We start from the raw sequence: 16,744 nt of genomic DNA on the forward strand, positions 1-16,744 counted from the left end.
GTGGGGCCTGTGTTCGCCCCGTCACGATGCTATCTGTGTGCCATGAAATACCTTGCACCGATCCTGCTGGCCCTTCTGGTCGCTTGCACCAGAGGGGCCCCCGTGGTCGCCCAGTCCGAGGAATGCGTCGTCCTGCTGCATGGCCTGGCGCGAAGTGAGATCAGCCTGACGCCGATGCAGATCTACCTCGAAGGCAAGGGCTTTTTCGTGGTGAACCGTGGCTACCCCTCGACCGAGGAGACGATCCAGAAGCTGGTGGCCGAGAACGTGGGTCAGGACATCGCCGCCTGCGGCGACCGGCGCGTGAATGTCGTGACCCATTCGATGGGCGGTATCCTGATCCGCGCCTATCTTGTCCGGCACCACCCCGAACGGCTGGGGCGTGTCGTCATGCTGGCCCCGCCCAACGAAGGGTCGGCCCTTGTCGATGTGTTCGGCGAGTGGGCACCCTTCCAGTGGATCAACGGACCGGCGGGGCTGCAGCTTGGCACGGACGAAGACAGCTTCCCGAACGCGCTGCCCGGTGCCGAGGATTACGAACTGGGCATCATTGCCGGATCGCGCAGCCTGAATTCCGTCTATTCAGCCGTCATCGACGGCGGTGACGACGGCAAGGTCAGCGTCGCCAGCACCCGGCTCGACGGGATGGAGGATCATATCGTCCTGCCCGTCACCCACACCTTCATGATGAACAATCCGCTGGTCATGGCGCAGACGCTGGCGTTCCTGCAAAACGGTCGCTTCGATCGGGGGCTTAGCCTGACGGGCGTGATCCTGGGTCGCGACTAAAGTCCGGTTTTCCGAGAAAACCGGAGCCTCCGGCGGGAGTTTATTTGGCCAGATGAAATGGGAGGTGCGTGTCTTGCGCAAGAGAAGGGCCCCGTGCCTTTCAGCGCGGAGCCTTTGCAATCTGTCGGGGGCCGCCTCAGCCCTGCTTTGCTTCCAGCGCTGCGATCCGCGCCGCCAGGGCCGCGTTCTCTTCGCGGGCCTTCTGCGCCATCGTGCGGACGGCGTCGAATTCCTCGCGCGTGACGAAGTCGCGGTCGGCCAGCCAGCGGTCCAGCATGGACTTCATCGCGTTGCCCGCCTCGTCACGGGCCCCCTGCGCCACGCCCATCGCGTTGGTCATCAGGGAACTCAGGTCGTCGAAAATCTTGCCTTTGGGTTGCATGGGTCTCTCCATCCTTGGGCGGGGAAAAACCCCGTTGCATGACGTATATGGGGCCGGGTCGCTCATGTCGCAAGCGGGCGGTTGACTTCACGCGGGCCGCGCCACAGGAATGGCACCATGCTCGCCGCCATCCCATTCCCCGACATCTCGCCCGAGATATTCTCGATCTCGGTCTTCGGGACCACCTTTGCGCTGCGCTGGTACGCGCTGGCCTATATCGTCGGGATCGCCATCGGCTACAGGATGATCGCGGCGGCACTGACGCGGCCGGACCTGTGGCGCGGCGACCCGCCCGTCGCCGCGGCGCGTCTGGAAGACTACCTGACCTACATCGTCGTCGGCGTGATCGCAGGCGGGCGGCTGGGGTATTGCCTGTTCTATCAGCCCGCCTACTATCTGGCCAATCCGCTGGAAATTCCGGCGATCTGGACCGGCGGCATGTCGTTCCACGGCGGGTTCCTTGGCGTGGTACTGGGAGTCTGGCTGTTCGCCCGGCGCAATGGTGTGTCAATCGGGTCGATGGCCGACGTGACCTGCCTTGCCGCAACGCCCGCGATCCTGCTGGTGCGGATCGCGAATTTCGTCAACGGAGAGCTTTGGGGGCGGCCGACCGACCTGCCCTGGGCGGTCGTGTTCCCCTCGGACGCCGCACAGGACTGTCCGGACCTCGTGGGCCTGTGCGCCCGTCATCCCAGCCAGCTTTACGAGGCGGCCCTTGAAGGCCTTGTGCTGGGCACCGTCCTGCTGTTCCTTGTCTACCGCCGTGGCGGGCTGCGGTTTCCGTGGTTCATCACCGGTGTCTTCTGCGCGGGCTATGCGCTGGCGCGGTTTCTGGTGGAATTCGTCCGCCAGCCCGACGCGCAGTTTCGTGGCACCGACAACCGATTGGGCTGGGCGCTTGATTTCGGCGACTGGGGGCTGACGATGGGCCAGAGCCTGTCGCTGCCGATGTTCCTGTTCGGGGTCAGCCTGATCGTGCTGTCGCGCCGCCGGTGACGCTGGCCGACCATTTGCGGGCGCGGATCGCGCAGAACGGCCCGATGACCCTGGCAGACTTCATGGCGGCCTGCCTGCTGGACCCGGTGCACGGCTACTACACGACCCGCGATCCGCTGGGGCGGGGTGGCGATTTCATCACCGCACCCGAGGTCAGCCAGATGTTCGGAGAGTTGATCGGCCTTTGTCTTGCGCAAAGCTGGGTGGACCAGGGCGCACCCGACGCCTTTGCGCTGGCCGAGGCGGGGCCGGGACGCGGCACCCTGATGGCCGACATCCTGCGCGCAACCAAAGGCGTGCCGGGCTTTCACGCCGCCGCCCGCGCGCATCTGATCGAAGCCTCGCCCACCCTGCGGGCGGCGCAGGCGACACGTGTGCCGGAGGCGGTCTGGCTGGATCGGACCGACGATCTGCCCGACCTGCCGCTGTACCTTGTCGCCAACGAATTCTGCGACGCCTTGCCGGTCCGCCAGTTCCGCCGTGACGGTGCGGGCTGGAGAGAGGTCGTCGTCGGCCTTCAGGATGCGACCCTGAGCTTTGGGCTGACAGAGGCCGCCCCGCTGGCGGCACTGTCGCACCGGCTGGACGACACCCGCGACGGCGACGTGGTAGAGCTTTGCCCGGCCCTCGCGCCCTTTGCGGCGACACTCGGCGACCGCATCGCGCGGCATGGCGGGGCCGCGCTGATCATCGACTACGGTGACTGGACATCGTTGGGCGACACCTTTCAGGCGGTGCGGGATCATGCCGCCACCGACCCGCTGGCCGATCCCGGTGCCGCCGATCTGACGGCGCATGTGGATTTTGCCGCCATCGCCGCCGCCTGTGCTCCCGCGCGGCATACGCGGCTGACACCGCAGGGCGTCTTCCTCGAACGCCTCGGCATCGCGCAGCGTGCGCAAGCGCTGGCCGCCGGTCTGACCGGACAGGCACTGGAAGCCCACATTACGGCACATCGGCGCTTGACCCACCCTGCGGAAATGGGCGACCTTTTCAAGGTGATCGGGATCTATCCCGACGGCGCCGCACCCCCACCGGGACTGACCGCATGACACTCGACATCATCACCGCCCCCAGCCTCGCTCCGTTGCGACACGGCTTCTTTAGCCGCATGGGTGGTGCATCGTCGGGGGTCTTCGCCGGGCTCAATTGCGGCTTTGGCAGCAGTGACCAGTCTGACATCGTGCAGATCAACCGCAATCGCGTCGCCGCGGCAATGGGCGTCGTCCCGGTCGCGCTGGTCGGCGTTCATCAGGTCCATTCCGCGACGGTCGTGACGGTCGACGGCTCCCCGCGTGATGCGTCGCAGGCCGATGGCCTTGTCACCGCGACCCCCGGTGTCGCCCTGTCCGTGCTGACCGCCGACTGCCAGCCGATCCTGTTCGCGGACAGCGATACGGGCGTCATCGGGGCGTGCCACGCGGGCTGGAAGGGCGCGCTGCATGGAATCATCGAAAACACCGTGACTGCGATGGAACGCCTGGGTGCCCGCCGGGCCAGTATCGCCGCCGTCATCGGCCCCACCATCAGTCAGCGCGCCTATGAGGTCGGACCCGAATTCCGCGACGCCGTGCTGGAGGCGGATGAGCAGGCAGCCCGCTACTTCGTGCAGGGCACGGGCGATCGCCTGCAATTCGACTTGCCGGCTTACGGGCTCAGCCGTCTGCGACGGGCCGGGGTCGGGCAGGCGGAGTGGACGCGCCACTGCACCTATGCGGACCCGGCCCGATTCTTTTCCTATCGCAGGTCGGTCCATGCCAAGGACCCCGATTACGGTCGCCTGATCGCGGCGATCACCCTGTAATCGGGCGGGACTGCGGCGGACGGTTGCCCAATTTCCGCCGACATTCCCGCAACAATCCTGCCGCGAATCGCCAGATTGCATCGCAGAACACCAAAAGTCGCCTGTAAACGCGCTGTTTCCCCTAGCAGGACAATGTTGCCCAAATCGGCGCGACGGATCGCATGCATTCTTTGCGAAAGTCGTCTCCGCAGCCCCAATCCTGCCAAAGCTGCGGGTGAAAGTGTCGTCATTGACCGCTTTGCAGCGGACACCAAAAACACGCAGAGGATGACCCATTATGGCGACGCAGAAACGTTGGATGACCACATTGATGACCGAGGCCGAGGCCTGCACGACCCAGATGCCGTGGGAACGCGGCCTGCGCCGTCAGGCGATGATTTCCCGCCGCCTCGAAGGCGAAGAGCGCAAGGTCAAGGTGACCCTGCCGCCGATGCCCAGCGGCATCAGCCTTGCCGGCTGACCCGGTCCCTAGCGTCCCGCGCGGTTCACCCCTCTGGCTGCGCGGGCCCTGTCAGGCCGTTGTTGAAAACTCCGCGATCAGTGACTGCACGACCGACCTGAGGGCTTCGATCTCGGATGCGCCGCGCGCCACTTCCGTCTGCCGGACCGACCGTTGCCGAATGGCACTGCTGCCCTGCGCCACGATATCGCGTGCCCGCGCCGCGGTTCTGCTGCTGTCAAGCGCTGCGGTGTCGGCGGCCATCGATTTCAGCATATCGTCTACGATGTCGGCCGTGGGCACGATGGCTGCCGGGTGCCCGACGATCAGACCCTCCGCCACACCGTAGCGTTGCGCGCGCCAGCGGTTTTCCTTGACGATCAACGGGTCGGGCAGGGGGACATCCTCTGCCAGCCCACGCCAGATCGTCCGGGCCAGACCCTGGACCAGCGCCGCCAGCGTCAGCGTGTCTTCCAACTTGGGGGACACGTCGCAGATCCGCACCTCCAGCGTCGGAAAGGCGTGGGACGGGCGCAGGTCCCACCAGATCTTCGACGTGTCCTCCATCACGCCCAGATCGACAAAGGTGCCGGTCGCAGTCTCAAAGGCGTCCCAATCGGGAAAGCGCGGCGGCAGGCCGGTGCGCGGCATCCCGTCAAACACGCTCAGACGCCACGAGGCGAGGCCGGTATCGCGACCTTGCCAGAACGGGCTGGATGCCGACAGCGCCAGCAGCACCGGCAGCCAGGGCGTCAGACGGTTCATCACGGCAATGCGCGTGTCGGGGTCCGCGATGCCGACATGGACATGCATCCCGCCGATCAGCATGCGCCGCGCCACCGCGCCAAGATCGTCGTCAAGCTTGGCGTAACGCGGCTTGTCCGTGCGATCCTGATCGGCCCAGTCCTCCCACGGGTGGCAGGACGCGGCGATCGGGGCCAGGCCGTATTGCCCGGCAATCCGCTGCACTGTTCGCCGCAGATGCCCCAGATCGGCGCGTGCGTCCTCCACCGTGGCACAGACCTCGGTACCGACCTCGATCTGGCGATTCAGGAACTCTCGGCTGACCTGCTTTCCCAGCGCATCATGCAGGTCGGACAACATGGGCTGTGGCATCGCGCGCAGGTCACCGCTGTCGGGATCGACCAGAAGATATTCCTCCTCGATCCCGATGGTGAACTCCGGTTGCTGCGCGGTGGGGGTCATCGTCTTCTCCGATGGCGGGCGTCGTCCGCGATTCGGCGACATGCAGGGCTTATGTCCGGAGAAATGTGGCGGGATCGGCGCGTGTCCATGAACAATCTTGCACCTTGCGCCGGCATTGGTGCCGGCTCGCACCAGTTTGGCGAAACACTTTGACAGCCACACGCCCAATTTGCCACATTTGGTTCAACAGCAACGTTCTCCTCAGATGTTGTCGGTGGGGCCGGCAGATGATGTGAATTACCGCAAGGTGACACATGACATTGAAGACCCCCATCGCCGCCGCAGGCCTCGCGGCGGATTGCCATACCAATCCGGTGTCCTCAGACCGGATCGCTAGTCCAGATGGGCAACCTCGGCGCGTGATGCCTCTCATGCGCAGGTACGAGGTTGCCCACCTGACGACTTCCATGGATGTCACGGAAACCAGCCAGCTTGCCCCCGCCATCCCGGTGTTCGAGGATTGCTTCGGTGCCTTGGGGCGCGGTGCCATTCTCCAGACCGACAGCGGCCCCCGCGCGGTCGAGGATCTGTGGCCGGGCGACCGCGTGTTGACGGTCAGCCACGGGATGCAGACGCTGCTGTGGCGTGGCATGATGCAGATCGTGCCGCGAAGCCCGCAGACACGCCCCGAGATCGGCACCATGATCCGCATCACCGCCGAAGCAATGGGATTTTCTCGCCCTGCCACGGACCTTGTGCTGGGTCCCACAGCTCGCATCGCCCACCGCGCGCCCGGCACGCAACGCTTGACCGGGGATGCGACGGCCTTCGTGCCGGCCCGCGACTTTGTCGATCAATGCAGCGTCGTGGCGTTGCAACCCATCACGCCGGTCCATGCCTATCAGCTCGGCTTTGCCGATCACGTCAGCATCAGCGCAGGCGGGATCGAGGTCGAGACCCTGCATCCCGGTCTGCCGCATCGCCTGAACCTGCGCCCCGATCTCGGGGCGTTGCTGATGTCGCTGTTCCCGCACAAGACGGCCTTGACCGATTTCGGCCCGCTGCTGCATCCGCGCATTGCCCTGCGCGATCTGGACCTGTTCAGCGCGGCGTGACCTGATGGGGGCCGTCAGGCCTCCTTTGCCAGCCGGGCTTCCAGCACGTCGAAGGGGACGCCCGGCTCGTCCTTGGCCCCCCGGATCACCAGGGATGTCTTGACCGATGCCACGTTCGGCGCGCTGGTCAGCTCCTCGGTCAGGAACCGCTGGAACGACCGCAGGTCGGGGGCCACGCATTTCAGAATGAAATCGACTTCGCCATTCAGCATGTGACATTCACGCACCAGCGACCATCCCTTGCAGCGCCCCTCGAAGGCGCTCAGATCGGCCTCGGCCTGGCTGACAAGGCCGACCATCGCGAAGACCTGCACTTCGAACCCCAGCTCTCGCGGGTCGATGTCGGCATGGTAGCCGCGGATGTAACCCTGCTCCTCCAGCGTCCGGACCCGGCGCAGGCAAGGCGGCGCGCTGATGCCGACCCGCTTGGCCAGTTCCACGTTGGTCATGCGGCCGTCCGCCTGCAATTCCGCCAGAATCATCCGGTCGATGTCGTCCAGCTTGGCACCCGGCATGGTCGTGTCCTTCATTGAATTTTGCAATTCATACGCCCCCGGCCAAGCGGGCGCAATAATGTATCAATCCCGCGCAACTTCCGTAAACGCGCGGCGGGTTTTCATGCGCCCGCCACGCGCCTATATCTGGCGCAACCCAATGCAGGAGGCTTTGATGCCCGACAACGTCCATACCAAGGTTCTGATCGTCGGCTCCGGCCCCGCAGGCTATACGGCCGGCGTCTATGCCAGTCGCGCGATGCTGGAACCCATGCTGATTCAGGGGATCGAGCCCGGCGGCCAGTTGACCACCACGACCGAGGTCGAGAACTGGCCCGGCGATACCGAGGTGCAGGGTCCCGACCTGATGGTGCGCATGGAATCCCACGCCCGCGCGATGGGCACCAATATCGTGCACGACATCGTCACATCGCTCGACCTGTCGCAACGCCCCTTCACCGCAACCTGCGATTCAGGGGCTGTCGTGACCGCCGACGCCGTGATCCTCGCCACCGGTGCGCGCGCCAAATGGCTGGGCCTGCCGTCAGAGGAGAAGTTCAAGGGCTTTGGCGTCTCTGCCTGTGCCACCTGCGACGGCTTCTTCTATCGCGGGCAGGAGATCGTCGTCGTCGGCGGCGGCAACACGGCGGTAGAAGAAGCGCTGTTTCTGACCAACTTCGCCAGCAAGGTCACGCTGGTGCACCGCCGGGATGAACTGCGCGCCGAGAAGATCCTGCAGGACCGCCTGCTGAAGAACCCCAAGATCGTCACGCTCTGGCACCACGCTGTCGAGGAGGTCGTCGGCACCACCGATCCGCTGGGCGTCGAAGCGGTTAGGGTCCGCCATGTCGATACCGGTGCGATCACCGAAATTCCCGCAAAGGGCCTGTTCATCGCCATCGGCCACGCGCCCGCGTCCGAACTGGTCAAGGATCAGCTTGACCTGCACCACGGCGGCTATGTGAAGGTCGAACCGGGCACGACCCGCACCGCCATCCCCGGCGTCTTTGCCGCTGGCGACCTGACCGACCACGTTTACCGTCAAGCCGTGACCAGCGCCGGCATGGGCTGCATGGCAGCCCTTGATGCGGAACGGTTTCTGGCCGAACACGGACAGGCAGAGCGTGATGTCGTGACCGAACCCCTTGGTTGGGGTACCGAGACGTCAGCCGCCGAATGACGCACTGACGCGGCCACTTGCGGTCGGCACCGGCGCGGCGTGCAATCCCGCAGCATGCTGCTGCGCGCCGGTCCGCATTCATCTGGCCAGATAAACTCCCGCCGGAGGCTCTTTCCCCGAAACTTCCCCGAAACGCATCGTGTCGTGGATACAGTTGGACCGGCGTTGCCGGATTGACCACAGCCGACCGCACTCGCTGCCGACTCCCTTGCCATTGCAGCAAATCCATGTTTCGGACGCGCATCCGTTGAACCGACGCAATGACAGGTCATCCCATGGCGCAAAATCTTTCTCCGATCCCCGAACTCTATGTCTCGCCCGACAGCGCGCAGAAGCTCAAGCAAGAGGCCGGGGATCTGATCAGCCACGACCTGACGCCGCGCCAGATCTGCGATCTCGAACTGCTGATGAACGGCGGCTTCTACCCGCTGAAGGGATTCCTGCCGGAGGCCGATTACGATTCCGTCGTGTCGGACATGCGTCTTGCCGACGGCAAGCTGTGGCCGATGCCGATCACGCTCGATGTGTCCGAAAAGTTTGCCGACACCATCGAGGTCGGCACTGACATCGCCCTGCGCGATCAGGAGGGCGTGATCCTCGCCACCATGACCGTCACCGACAAATGGGTGCCGAACAAGTCGCTGGAGGCTGCGAAGGTCTTCGGAGCCGACGACTCGGCCCACCCGGCTGTGAACTATCTGCACAACACAGCAGGTGCCGTCTATCTTGGGGGCCCGGTCACCGGCATCCAGCAGCCGGTGCATTACGATTTCCGGTCGCGCCGCGATACGCCGAACGAACTGCGCGCCTTCTTCCGCAAGGTCGGCTGGCGCAAAGTGGTGGCCTTCCAGACCCGCAACCCGCTGCACCGCGCGCATCAGGAACTGACCTTCCGCGCCGCGCGCGAGGCGCAGGCCAACCTGCTGATCCACCCCGTCGTCGGCATGACGAAGCCCGGCGACGTCGATCACTTCACGCGCGTGCGCTGCTACGAGGCGGTGCTGGACCAGTATCCCGCATCCACCACTACAATGTCGCTGCTGAACCTTGCCATGCGGATGGCCGGCCCGCGCGAGGCGGTCTGGCACGGCCTGATCCGCGCGAACCACGGCTGCACCCACTTCATCGTGGGTCGCGATCACGCCGGCCCCGGCAAGAACTCTGTCGGCAAGGATTTCTACGGCCCCTACGACGCGCAGGATCTGTTCAAACAATATCAGTCCGAGATCGGGGTCGAGATGGTCGACTTCAAGCATATGGTCTATGTGCAGGAAAAGGCGCAGTATTACCCGGCGGACGAAATCCCGGAAGGCGGCACCGTGCTGGATATCTCGGGCACCGAGCTGCGTCGCCGCTTGTCCGAGGGTCTTGAGATTCCGGAATGGTTCTCTTTCCCGCAGGTCGTCACCGAACTGCGCCGCACCCGGCCCGCCCGCAACAAGCAGGGATTCACCGTCTTCTTCACCGGCTTTTCCGGCTCGGGCAAATCGACCATCGCCAATGCGCTGATGGTCAAGCTGATGGAAATGGGCGGCCGCCCGGTGACATTGCTGGACGGCGACATCGTGCGCAAGAACCTGTCGTCGGAACTGGGCTTCTCCAAGGAACACCGCGACCTGAACATCCGCCGAATCGGCTATGTCGCCTCCGAGATCACCAAGAATGGCGGCATCGCGATCTGCGCGCCCATCGCGCCCTACGCCACGACCCGCCGCGCCGTGCGCGAAGACATCGAAGCCTTCGGTGCCTTTATCGAAGTCCACGTCGCGACCTCGATCGAGGAATGCGAACGCCGGGACCGCAAAGGGCTGTATAAACTGGCCCGCGAAGGCAAGATCAAGGAGTTTACTGGCATTTCAGACCCTTACGACGTGCCGGAACGCCCCGAGATGCGGATCGAGACAGAATCGACCGATGTCGACAACTGCGCCCATCAGGTCATTCTGAAGCTGGAATCGATGGGGCTCATCACCGGTTGACGCGATCCCAACCTGAATTGGAATGGGCTGCGCTTCGGTGCGGCTCATTTTGCATCCGGCAAAGTGCGATGACCTCACTCCTGCCCGATGTTCGGCAACATTTGAACAAATTTGCCAGTAACTTTGAAGGAACGCCGCGTTTCCCAGCGGTGCCAGAGCCGAGTGTGTTAAATGCGTATTCTTGTCGCCGATGACGACCCCATCATCCTCGACCTTCTGCAATCACCGATGTGGTTGGGCTCTGAACACGACCTGACCTGCGTCACGTCCGCGGCAGAGGCTCTTTCAGCCATTTACGACAGTCGGCCATTCGATGCGTTCCTGATTGACGTGGTCATGCCCGAAACCGACGGCATCAGCCTCTGCGCCACGATCCGGGCCATGTCGCGCCACAGCGCGACGCCGATCATCATGATCACGGCCAGCACTGAGGGTGGCGTCATGCATCGCGCCTTTGCCGCCGGGGCGACCGACTTCGTGCGCAAGCCACTGGATGGACTGGATCTTGGTGCCCGCATCAACATGGCGACGATGTTAAACGCCAGTCTTCTGCGCGAACGCAAGGCGCGGTCGACCTTGACGCAACTGCGGCAACGCACGGTCATGGGACAGGACGAAACGCCCTTTCTGGGCGTGCCATCGGGCGCAATGTCATATTCCAGCCTCAAGGCCGACTTGCTGAGCCTGTCGCCCGGCTGCCACGCACTGTCCCTGTTTTCGCTGCGGGTCGCCTCGATCGACTTGTCGGGCGACGATCAGGCAGAAGATGATCTGCTGCAACGGTTGGCCGTGATCGGCACGGTCGCGACCCGCGAAATGCAACATTCGTCCACACGCCTGGCCTATGTCGGGCGGGGCTTGTTCGCCGGCGTCACTTTCGGTCGGCAACGCGAACGCGCCGACCTGTTGCAGCACCGTACGCAAAAGGCGCTGGAGGCTGTCTGGCGGGAAAAGGACTGGCCCGACCACGCGCCGAAGCTGCTGGTACGGTCACTTTCCACGCTGGGTGTCTGGACCGGTGCGACCGCAATGCAGGCCATCGCGGACGCCGTGAAGGCTCAATCCGATCCGCGGTTCGCCCGGCCTGACGACCTGTCGGACCGCCTGATCGGCGCCTGACGTCAGCGACGCGGCGTCAATGCAGCGTCACAAGCTGCATGTCATGTTCCGCCGCAAGATGCGTGGCGATGCCTTCGCTCGCGACAAGCGCCACCTGCTCGCCCATCGTGTTGTGAACGGCAAAGAGGGTCTTCCGGTCGCCGGCTTGCGCCTGCACGTCGTCGGGCAGGTCGGCGGTGGCCACGGGCTTCAGATACACGATGTTCTGGCCCAGAACCTGCAGATCGTTTTTCGTGAACATGGATTACCCTTTCCGGATCTGTATTGTCTGTATAACGCGGTTCGGCTCGCTGCGGTTCAGATCGATATGCAACAATCCGTTCTCGATCAGCGCCGCGCCAACCTCCACGCCTTCTGCCAGCACGAAGGACCGCTGGAATTGGCGCCCGGCAATGCCGCGATGCAGGTACACGCGCTCGCCCATGTCCTCGGTCTGGCGACCGCGTACGACCAGTGTCGAATCCTCGACGGTGATCGACAGGTCATCCTCGGCAAATCCGGCCACGGCCAGCGTGATGCGGTAGGATCGTTCAGAAGTCTGTTCGATGTTGTAGGGGGGATAGCCATCGTTTCCCGTCTTGGCGGTCCGTTCCACCAGACGTTCAAGCTGTTCGAATCCCAACAGGAACGGATGCGTTCCCAAGGCCAGTTTCGTCATGCGACAGTCCTCATGCTCAAGCGACATCTGCAATGGCGGTCCCAGGTGCGGCAACCGTCATCATCAATATGGGCACCCCTGCGCGGCCCTGCAAGTGACGGCTTGCCCGGCCTTCATCGGACTGAAACCTCTAGGCGTTCTTGATGATTGGCGATAAGATCAACTCAACACTGCACGTGCCTCGGCCCGCGCACAGATCGAAAGACCCGCCATGAACTCCTCCCCCCGCATGAACGAGGCGGAGGTCCTGACCATCGAACTCGCCGTGCTGCGCGGCGAACACCGGGACCTCGACCTTGCGATCTCCGTCCTGCAGGAACGTCACCCCGGCGACGTGCTGACACTGAAGCGGCTGAAGAAGAAGAAGCTCGCGCTCAAGGATCAGATCGCGCGGCTATCAGATCGGTTGAACCCCGACATCATCGCTTGATCGCTTGCCGCCGGGTCGCGGCACGGTATAAGGCCCGCGCAGGTAGGCTAAAGGGGTCGTCATGGCGGACGTGCAGATCGGCATCATCATGGGCAGCCAGTCCGACTGGCCCACGATGAAGGAAGCCGCCGACATCCTCGATGCCCTCGGTGTCGCGTACGAGGCAAAGATCGTCAGCGCTCACCGCACCCCGGACCGCCTGTGGACCTATGGCAAGACCGCCGTGGACCGCGGCTTGCAGGTCATCATCGCGGGCGCAGGCGGGGCTGCGCATCTGCCCGGCATGATGGCGTCCAAGACGCGGGTGCCGGTGATCGGCGTGCCGGTCCAGACAAAGGCACTGTCCGGCGTCGACAGCCTTTATTCCATTCTACAGATGCCGCGCGGCTTTCCGGTGGCGACCATGGCGATCGGCGCTGCCGGGGCCGCCAATGCGGGCCTCATGGCCGCCGGCATCCTGGCGCTGAACGACGCAGCCCTCGCGCAGCGGCTTGACCAGTGGCGCGCCGACCTTTCCGCCTCCATCCCGGATGAACCCACCGATGAGTGATCCGCTTGCCCCCGGTGCCACCATCGGCATCCTCGGCGGTGGCCAGCTGGGCCGCATGCTGTCTGTCGCCGCATCCCGGCTAGGGTTCAAGACCTGCATCTTTGAACCTGCCGGCGATTGCCCCGCGTCCCACGTCGCGAATTTTCATATGCAGGCTGCCTACGACGATACCGACGCGCTGACCCGCTTTGCCCAAGGCTGCGATGTTGTCACCTTCGAGTTCGAGAATATCCCCACGGGGGCCCTCGATGCGATCGAGGCGCTGCGTCCGATCCACCCGCCGCGTCGTGCGCTCGCGACCTCACAGGACCGATTTGCGGAAAAGACGTTCCTGCAAACGCTTGGGCTGACCGTGGCCCCCTTTGCCGATGTGACCGACGCCGCCACCCTCGACGCCGCCATCGCCACCATCGGGGTGCCCGCGATCCTCAAGACCCGACGCATGGGCTACGACGGCAAGGGGCAGGCCCGGATCATGGTGCCCGGCGACGCCCCCGCGGCGCTTGCCGCCATGAATGGACAGCCCTGCGTGCTGGAAGGCTTCGTCGATTTCACGCACGAGGTCTCGGTCATCGCCGCGCGCGGGCAGGACGGAGCCGTCGCCTGCTTCGACCCCGGCCAGAACGTCCACCGCGACGGCATCCTGCACACCACGACCGTTCCCGCGACGCTAACCCCGACCCAGCGCACCGACGCGATCCTGATCGCCGCCCGAATCCTGAACGCGCTGGACTACGTGGGCGTGCTGGGGGTCGAGCTTTTCGTCACCCCGAACGCCCTGATCGTGAACGAGATTGCACCCCGCGTGCATAATTCCGGCCACTGGACCCAGAACGGCTGTGCCATCGACCAGTTCGAACAGCACATCCGCGCCGTCGCGGGCTGGCCGCTGGGCGACGGCAGCCGCCACAGCAACGTCATGATGGAAAACCTGATCGGCCATGACATGGACCGCGTGCCCGAGATTGCTGCGACCGCTGCCAGCCTGCACCTCTATGGCAAGCCAGAGGCACGGCCTGGCCGCAAGATGGGACACGTCAACCGCGTGACCGGCCCCGCGGTCTAAACGCGGCTCCCCTGTTCATCTGGATGGGTCATTGCCCGCCCGACGCTTTCGCCGCGTGAAAATCGGCAGAGATGCGGTGATTCATTAATCATTTGGCAACCAAGCCACCGCTACGTGTTAACCCTCGTTAACAGGGATTTTTCCGCATGGTCGCCATGGCCTACACCGTCGCCTTCGACGGCATCGATGCGCGACTGGTGCAGGTGCAATGCGCGATCAGTCCCGGCCTGCCGGGTTTCGCCATTGTGGGCCTGCCCGACAAGGCGGTGTCAGAAGCGCGCGAGCGGGTGCGTGCCGCGTTGACCTCCATGGCCATCGCCCTGCCCAGCCAGCGCATCAGCATCAACCTCTCGCCCGCCGACCTGCCGAAGGAAGGCTCGCACTTCGACCTGCCCATCGCTCTGGCCGTCCTCGCGGCGCTCGAGGTGGTCCCGCACGAGGAGGTGTCGGACATCGTCGCCCTGGGAGAATTGTCCTTGGACGGCACGCTCGTTCCCGTGGTCGGCGCGTTGCCTGCGGCGGTCGCGGCCGGTGACAGCGACCGGTCGCTGATGTGTCCCGCCGCTTGCGGGGCAGAGGCCGCCTGGGTCGACAGCGTCCGCGTCATCGCGCCCGCATCGCTCGCGCAGGCGATCAGCCACCTGAACGGCCGCGCCGTGCTGGACCCCGCAACCCCCGGCGAAGTCACCCACGACAGCGGTGCCCGCTGCCTGTCAGAGGTCAAGGGTCAGGAACGCGCCAAGCGGGCGCTGGAGATCGCCGCCGCCGGTCGCCATCACATGCTGCTCGTCGGCTCGCCGGGGTCGGGCAAGTCGATGCTGGCCGCCCGCATCCCCGGCATCCTGCCGCCGCTGACGCCGGTCGAGGCGCTGGAAACCTCGATGATCCACTCTCTCGCCGGGTTGCTGGACGCCGGCGGCATTTCCCGTACGCGTCCCTTTCGCGAACCGCACCACACGGCGTCGATGGCCGCCATCGTCGGCGGTGGGCGGGGGGCGAAACCGGGCGAGATCAGCCTTGCGCACAATGGCGTGCTGTTCATGGACGAGTTTCCCGAATTTCCCCGCGCCGTTCTTGAAACCCTGCGCCAGCCCATTGAGACGGGCGAGGTCGTCGTCGCCCGGGCAAACGCCCATGTCCGCTATCCTTGCCGCTTCATGCTGGTCGCCGCGGCGAACCCTTGCAAATGCGGCTACCTCGCCGACGCCGCCCGCGCCTGTGGTCGTGCGCCCCTGTGCGGTGATGACTACCTGGGCCGGATCAGTGGTCCCCTGATGGACCGCTTCGATCTGCGCATCGAGGTGCCGCCCGTATCTTTCACCGACCTCGACCTGCCGATGGGTGGTGAAACGTCGGCTGAAATCGCCGCCCGTGTCGCCACGGCGCGGGGCGTGCAGATCGACCGCTACAGCGCGCATCCGGGCATGTGGGCCAATGCCGACGCGCAGGGCGCGGTGCTGGAAGCGGTGGCGACCCCCGATGCCGAAGGGCGTGATCTGCTGCTGCGCGTCGCCGACCGCTTCGGTCTGTCCGCGCGGGGCTATCACCGCGTGCTGCGGGTCGCGCGCACGATCGCGGACCTCGATGGCTCTGACGCGGTGCGCCGCAACCACGTGGCTGAAGCGGTCAGCTTCAGGTTGACCCTGACCAAGGAAGTCTGATCCGGCTGCGCCGGAACCTCCGCTGGAAGTTTGGCCAGATGAATGCGAAAGCACGGCGTCAGAGCATCGCCATGAAGGCGGGCCATGCCGCGGGGTCGGCGACAGTCTTGTCACGGCAGACCACATTGCAGAACCCGAAGGTGCGGCCCTGCATTCCCATCAGGTGCGTGACGGGCTTGCCCGAATAGGGGCAAATGGCGTTCTCGGACCGGCCGTGCGTCACCGGGGCCGCGGGCAGGGGCGCGGGGCCGGGCCAGGGTCGTATGGTGCGGTCGTGTTCGAATACCGCCGATGCCTTGCCCGCCGCCAACCCCATCGCGCGCCAGCGGCGCAGCGCCGGATCGGCAAGATGAGCCGCGACGTAGGACCGGGTCGCGGGCCGTGTGTCGAAACCGTAGTTCGCCAACCGGACCGCCATCGGGGCAAAGATCGCGTCGGCGATACTGTAGTCCCCGCAAAGCCACGGACCCTCCGTCGCGGTGGTCTGCCGCGCGTGGGTCCAGTTGACCTCCAGCCGGTCCAGTTCGGCAGCGACGTCCGCCGGGGGCATCACAGGCTGAAAGCTGCGGTGCAGGTTCATCGGCCAGCCGCCCCGCAGGGCGCGAAAGCCGCTGTGCATCTCGTTCGCCAGCGTCCGCGCGGTGCCGCGCGCCACAGAGTCCTGCGGCCAAAGGCCCGCATCGGGGTAAAGGCTTGCCAGCTCTTCGGCGATGGCCATGCTGTCGGACAGGATCGCGCCCCCGGCGGTTACCATGGTTGGTAGCGTCTTTGCGGGTGCCAGATTGGTCAACAGGGCCGCGACGTCGTCCTCTGACGCCGGATAGAGCACGGTCGTGTCGACCTTGTCCGACAGGCCGAAGCGGTCCACCATCAGCCACGCGGCCAACGACCAACTGAAATACAGCCGATTGCCGATATACAGGTGATGCTTCATCT

The 16,744-nt window shown here is 65.0% G+C and carries 19 protein-coding genes; 13 read left to right on the forward strand and 6 right to left on the reverse strand.

Going from position 1 to position 16,744, the window contains the following annotated elements:
- The first annotated feature begins 42 nt into the window (after positions 1 to 42).
- Complete coding sequence (locus tag ACOI1H_RS02045) at positions 43 to 789, forward strand: esterase/lipase family protein (RefSeq protein ID WP_422435051.1); 747 nt, start codon at positions 43 to 45, stop codon at positions 787 to 789.
- Between the two features lie 136 nt (positions 790 to 925).
- On the opposite strand, the gene ACOI1H_RS02050 is transcribed toward ACOI1H_RS02045, so the two are convergent.
- Positions 926 to 1,171 (reverse strand): accessory factor UbiK family protein, encoded by a 246-nt coding sequence (locus ACOI1H_RS02050; RefSeq protein WP_422435052.1) that lies wholly within the window; start codon positions 1,169 to 1,171, stop codon positions 926 to 928.
- 117 nt (positions 1,172 to 1,288) lie between these two features.
- Here ACOI1H_RS02050 and lgt point away from each other — a divergent pair, with 117 nt between their 5' ends.
- The 4 genes from lgt (at position 1,289) to ACOI1H_RS02070 (ending at position 4,431) form a co-directional block, all read left to right on the forward strand.
- Entirely contained in the window at positions 1,289 to 2,167 is an 879-nt protein-coding gene (gene lgt / locus ACOI1H_RS02055; RefSeq protein WP_422435053.1) for a prolipoprotein diacylglyceryl transferase, read from the forward strand.
- A gap of 44 nt (positions 2,168 to 2,211) precedes the next feature.
- Complete coding sequence (locus ACOI1H_RS02060; RefSeq protein ID WP_422435054.1) at positions 2,212 to 3,219, forward strand: class I SAM-dependent methyltransferase; 1,008 nt, start codon at positions 2,212 to 2,214, stop codon at positions 3,217 to 3,219.
- Entirely contained in the window at positions 3,216 to 3,971 is a 756-nt protein-coding gene (gene pgeF / locus ACOI1H_RS02065; RefSeq protein WP_422435055.1) for a peptidoglycan editing factor PgeF, read from the forward strand. The genes ACOI1H_RS02060 and pgeF overlap by 4 nt, the downstream gene beginning before the upstream one ends.
- Positions 3,972 to 4,248: 277 nt before the next feature.
- Positions 4,249 to 4,431, forward strand: a complete 183-nt coding sequence (locus ACOI1H_RS02070; RefSeq protein WP_422435056.1) for a hypothetical protein — start codon at positions 4,249 to 4,251, stop codon at positions 4,429 to 4,431.
- Between the two features lie 51 nt (positions 4,432 to 4,482).
- Here the strand turns inward: ACOI1H_RS02070 and ACOI1H_RS02075 are convergent, their stop codons facing one another.
- A complete protein-coding gene (locus ACOI1H_RS02075; RefSeq protein ID WP_422435057.1) occupies positions 4,483 to 5,616 on the reverse strand; it encodes a carboxylate-amine ligase in 1,134 nt (377 codons plus the stop codon).
- Between the two features lie 254 nt (positions 5,617 to 5,870).
- Here ACOI1H_RS02075 and ACOI1H_RS02080 point away from each other — a divergent pair, with 254 nt between their 5' ends.
- The gene (locus tag ACOI1H_RS02080; RefSeq protein ID WP_422435058.1) at positions 5,871 to 6,671 is read left to right on the forward strand and encodes a Hint domain-containing protein; all 801 of its coding nucleotides are present in this window, start codon (positions 5,871 to 5,873) and stop codon (positions 6,669 to 6,671) included.
- 14 nt (positions 6,672 to 6,685) lie between these two features.
- On the opposite strand, the gene ACOI1H_RS02085 is transcribed toward ACOI1H_RS02080, so the two are convergent.
- The gene (locus ACOI1H_RS02085) at positions 6,686 to 7,186 is read right to left on the reverse strand and encodes an Lrp/AsnC family transcriptional regulator (RefSeq protein ID WP_422435059.1); all 501 of its coding nucleotides are present in this window, start codon (positions 7,184 to 7,186) and stop codon (positions 6,686 to 6,688) included.
- A gap of 154 nt (positions 7,187 to 7,340) precedes the next feature.
- Here ACOI1H_RS02085 and trxB point away from each other — a divergent pair, with 154 nt between their 5' ends.
- From trxB to ACOI1H_RS02100, 3 genes are all read left to right on the forward strand, one after another.
- A complete protein-coding gene (gene trxB / locus ACOI1H_RS02090) occupies positions 7,341 to 8,345 on the forward strand; it encodes a thioredoxin-disulfide reductase (RefSeq protein ID WP_422435060.1) in 1,005 nt (334 codons plus the stop codon).
- A 275-nt stretch (positions 8,346 to 8,620) separates the two neighbouring features.
- On the forward strand, positions 8,621 to 10,324 hold the full coding sequence (locus ACOI1H_RS02095) for a bifunctional sulfate adenylyltransferase/adenylylsulfate kinase (RefSeq protein WP_422435061.1): 1,704 nt from the start codon (positions 8,621 to 8,623) through the stop codon (positions 10,322 to 10,324).
- 171 nt (positions 10,325 to 10,495) lie between these two features.
- Positions 10,496 to 11,443, forward strand: a complete 948-nt coding sequence (locus tag ACOI1H_RS02100; RefSeq protein WP_422435062.1) for a response regulator — start codon at positions 10,496 to 10,498, stop codon at positions 11,441 to 11,443.
- 16 nt (positions 11,444 to 11,459) lie between these two features.
- Here ACOI1H_RS02100 and ACOI1H_RS02105 read toward each other — a convergent pair whose 3' ends face one another.
- Together ACOI1H_RS02105 and ACOI1H_RS02110 are read right to left on the reverse strand one after the other, a co-directional pair.
- The gene (locus tag ACOI1H_RS02105; protein ID WP_422435063.1) at positions 11,460 to 11,684 is read right to left on the reverse strand and encodes a DUF1150 family protein; all 225 of its coding nucleotides are present in this window, start codon (positions 11,682 to 11,684) and stop codon (positions 11,460 to 11,462) included.
- 3 nt (positions 11,685 to 11,687) lie between these two features.
- A complete protein-coding gene (locus tag ACOI1H_RS02110; RefSeq protein ID WP_422435064.1) occupies positions 11,688 to 12,101 on the reverse strand; it encodes an Hsp20 family protein in 414 nt (137 codons plus the stop codon).
- Between the two features lie 211 nt (positions 12,102 to 12,312).
- On the opposite strand from ACOI1H_RS02110, the gene ACOI1H_RS02115 reads away from it, so the two are divergent.
- The 4 genes from ACOI1H_RS02115 (at position 12,313) to ACOI1H_RS02130 (ending at position 15,808) form a co-directional block, all read left to right on the forward strand.
- Entirely contained in the window at positions 12,313 to 12,531 is a 219-nt protein-coding gene (locus tag ACOI1H_RS02115) for a YdcH family protein (protein ID WP_422435065.1), read from the forward strand.
- Positions 12,532 to 12,592: 61 nt separating this feature from the next.
- Positions 12,593 to 13,081, forward strand: coding sequence for a 5-(carboxyamino)imidazole ribonucleotide mutase (purE, locus tag ACOI1H_RS02120; protein WP_422435066.1), 489 nt, complete (start codon positions 12,593 to 12,595; stop codon positions 13,079 to 13,081).
- The gene (locus ACOI1H_RS02125; RefSeq protein WP_422435067.1) at positions 13,074 to 14,147 is read left to right on the forward strand and encodes a 5-(carboxyamino)imidazole ribonucleotide synthase; all 1,074 of its coding nucleotides are present in this window, start codon (positions 13,074 to 13,076) and stop codon (positions 14,145 to 14,147) included. Before purE ends, ACOI1H_RS02125 begins: the two co-directional genes overlap by 8 nt.
- 146 nt (positions 14,148 to 14,293) lie before the next feature.
- Positions 14,294 to 15,808, forward strand: coding sequence for a YifB family Mg chelatase-like AAA ATPase (locus ACOI1H_RS02130; protein WP_422435068.1), 1,515 nt, complete (start codon positions 14,294 to 14,296; stop codon positions 15,806 to 15,808).
- Positions 15,809 to 15,866: 58 nt separating this feature from the next.
- Here the strand turns inward: ACOI1H_RS02130 and ACOI1H_RS02135 are convergent, their stop codons facing one another.
- Positions 15,867 to 16,742: a glutathione S-transferase gene (locus tag ACOI1H_RS02135; protein WP_422435069.1), complete on the reverse strand. Its 876-nt coding sequence runs from the start codon at positions 16,740 to 16,742 to the stop codon at positions 15,867 to 15,869.
- Positions 16,743 to 16,744: the final 2 nt, after the last annotated feature.

This window comes from Loktanella sp. DJP18 (assembly GCF_049310965.1).
Lineage (GTDB): Bacteria > Pseudomonadota > Alphaproteobacteria > Rhodobacterales > Rhodobacteraceae > Loktanella.

Bases quoted from the DNA above. Each gene is read 5' to 3' on its own strand.
- ACOI1H_RS02045 (WP_422435051.1), top strand. From the start codon at position 43: ATGAAATACCTTGCACCGATCCTGCTGGCCCTTCTGGTCGCTTGCACC.
- ACOI1H_RS02050 (WP_422435052.1), bottom strand. From the start codon at position 1,171: ATGCAACCCAAAGGCAAGATTTTCGACGACCTGAGTTCCCTGATGACC.
- lgt (WP_422435053.1), top strand. From the start codon at position 1,289: ATGCTCGCCGCCATCCCATTCCCCGACATCTCGCCCGAGATATTCTCG.
- ACOI1H_RS02060 (WP_422435054.1), top strand. From the start codon at position 2,212: ATGACCCTGGCAGACTTCATGGCGGCCTGCCTGCTGGACCCGGTGCAC.
- pgeF (WP_422435055.1), top strand. From the start codon at position 3,216: ATGACACTCGACATCATCACCGCCCCCAGCCTCGCTCCGTTGCGACAC.
- ACOI1H_RS02070 (WP_422435056.1), top strand. From the start codon at position 4,249: ATGGCGACGCAGAAACGTTGGATGACCACATTGATGACCGAGGCCGAG.
- ACOI1H_RS02075 (WP_422435057.1), bottom strand. From the start codon at position 5,616: ATGACCCCCACCGCGCAGCAACCGGAGTTCACCATCGGGATCGAGGAG.
- ACOI1H_RS02080 (WP_422435058.1), top strand. From the start codon at position 5,871: ATGACATTGAAGACCCCCATCGCCGCCGCAGGCCTCGCGGCGGATTGC.
- ACOI1H_RS02085 (WP_422435059.1), bottom strand. From the start codon at position 7,186: ATGCCGGGTGCCAAGCTGGACGACATCGACCGGATGATTCTGGCGGAA.
- trxB (WP_422435060.1), top strand. From the start codon at position 7,341: ATGCCCGACAACGTCCATACCAAGGTTCTGATCGTCGGCTCCGGCCCC.
- ACOI1H_RS02095 (WP_422435061.1), top strand. From the start codon at position 8,621: ATGGCGCAAAATCTTTCTCCGATCCCCGAACTCTATGTCTCGCCCGAC.
- ACOI1H_RS02100 (WP_422435062.1), top strand. From the start codon at position 10,496: ATGCGTATTCTTGTCGCCGATGACGACCCCATCATCCTCGACCTTCTG.
- ACOI1H_RS02105 (WP_422435063.1), bottom strand. From the start codon at position 11,684: ATGTTCACGAAAAACGATCTGCAGGTTCTGGGCCAGAACATCGTGTAT.
- ACOI1H_RS02110 (WP_422435064.1), bottom strand. From the start codon at position 12,101: ATGACGAAACTGGCCTTGGGAACGCATCCGTTCCTGTTGGGATTCGAA.
- ACOI1H_RS02115 (WP_422435065.1), top strand. From the start codon at position 12,313: ATGAACTCCTCCCCCCGCATGAACGAGGCGGAGGTCCTGACCATCGAA.
- purE (WP_422435066.1), top strand. From the start codon at position 12,593: ATGGCGGACGTGCAGATCGGCATCATCATGGGCAGCCAGTCCGACTGG.
- ACOI1H_RS02125 (WP_422435067.1), top strand. From the start codon at position 13,074: ATGAGTGATCCGCTTGCCCCCGGTGCCACCATCGGCATCCTCGGCGGT.
- ACOI1H_RS02130 (WP_422435068.1), top strand. From the start codon at position 14,294: ATGGTCGCCATGGCCTACACCGTCGCCTTCGACGGCATCGATGCGCGA.
- ACOI1H_RS02135 (WP_422435069.1), bottom strand. From the start codon at position 16,742: ATGAAGCATCACCTGTATATCGGCAATCGGCTGTATTTCAGTTGGTCG.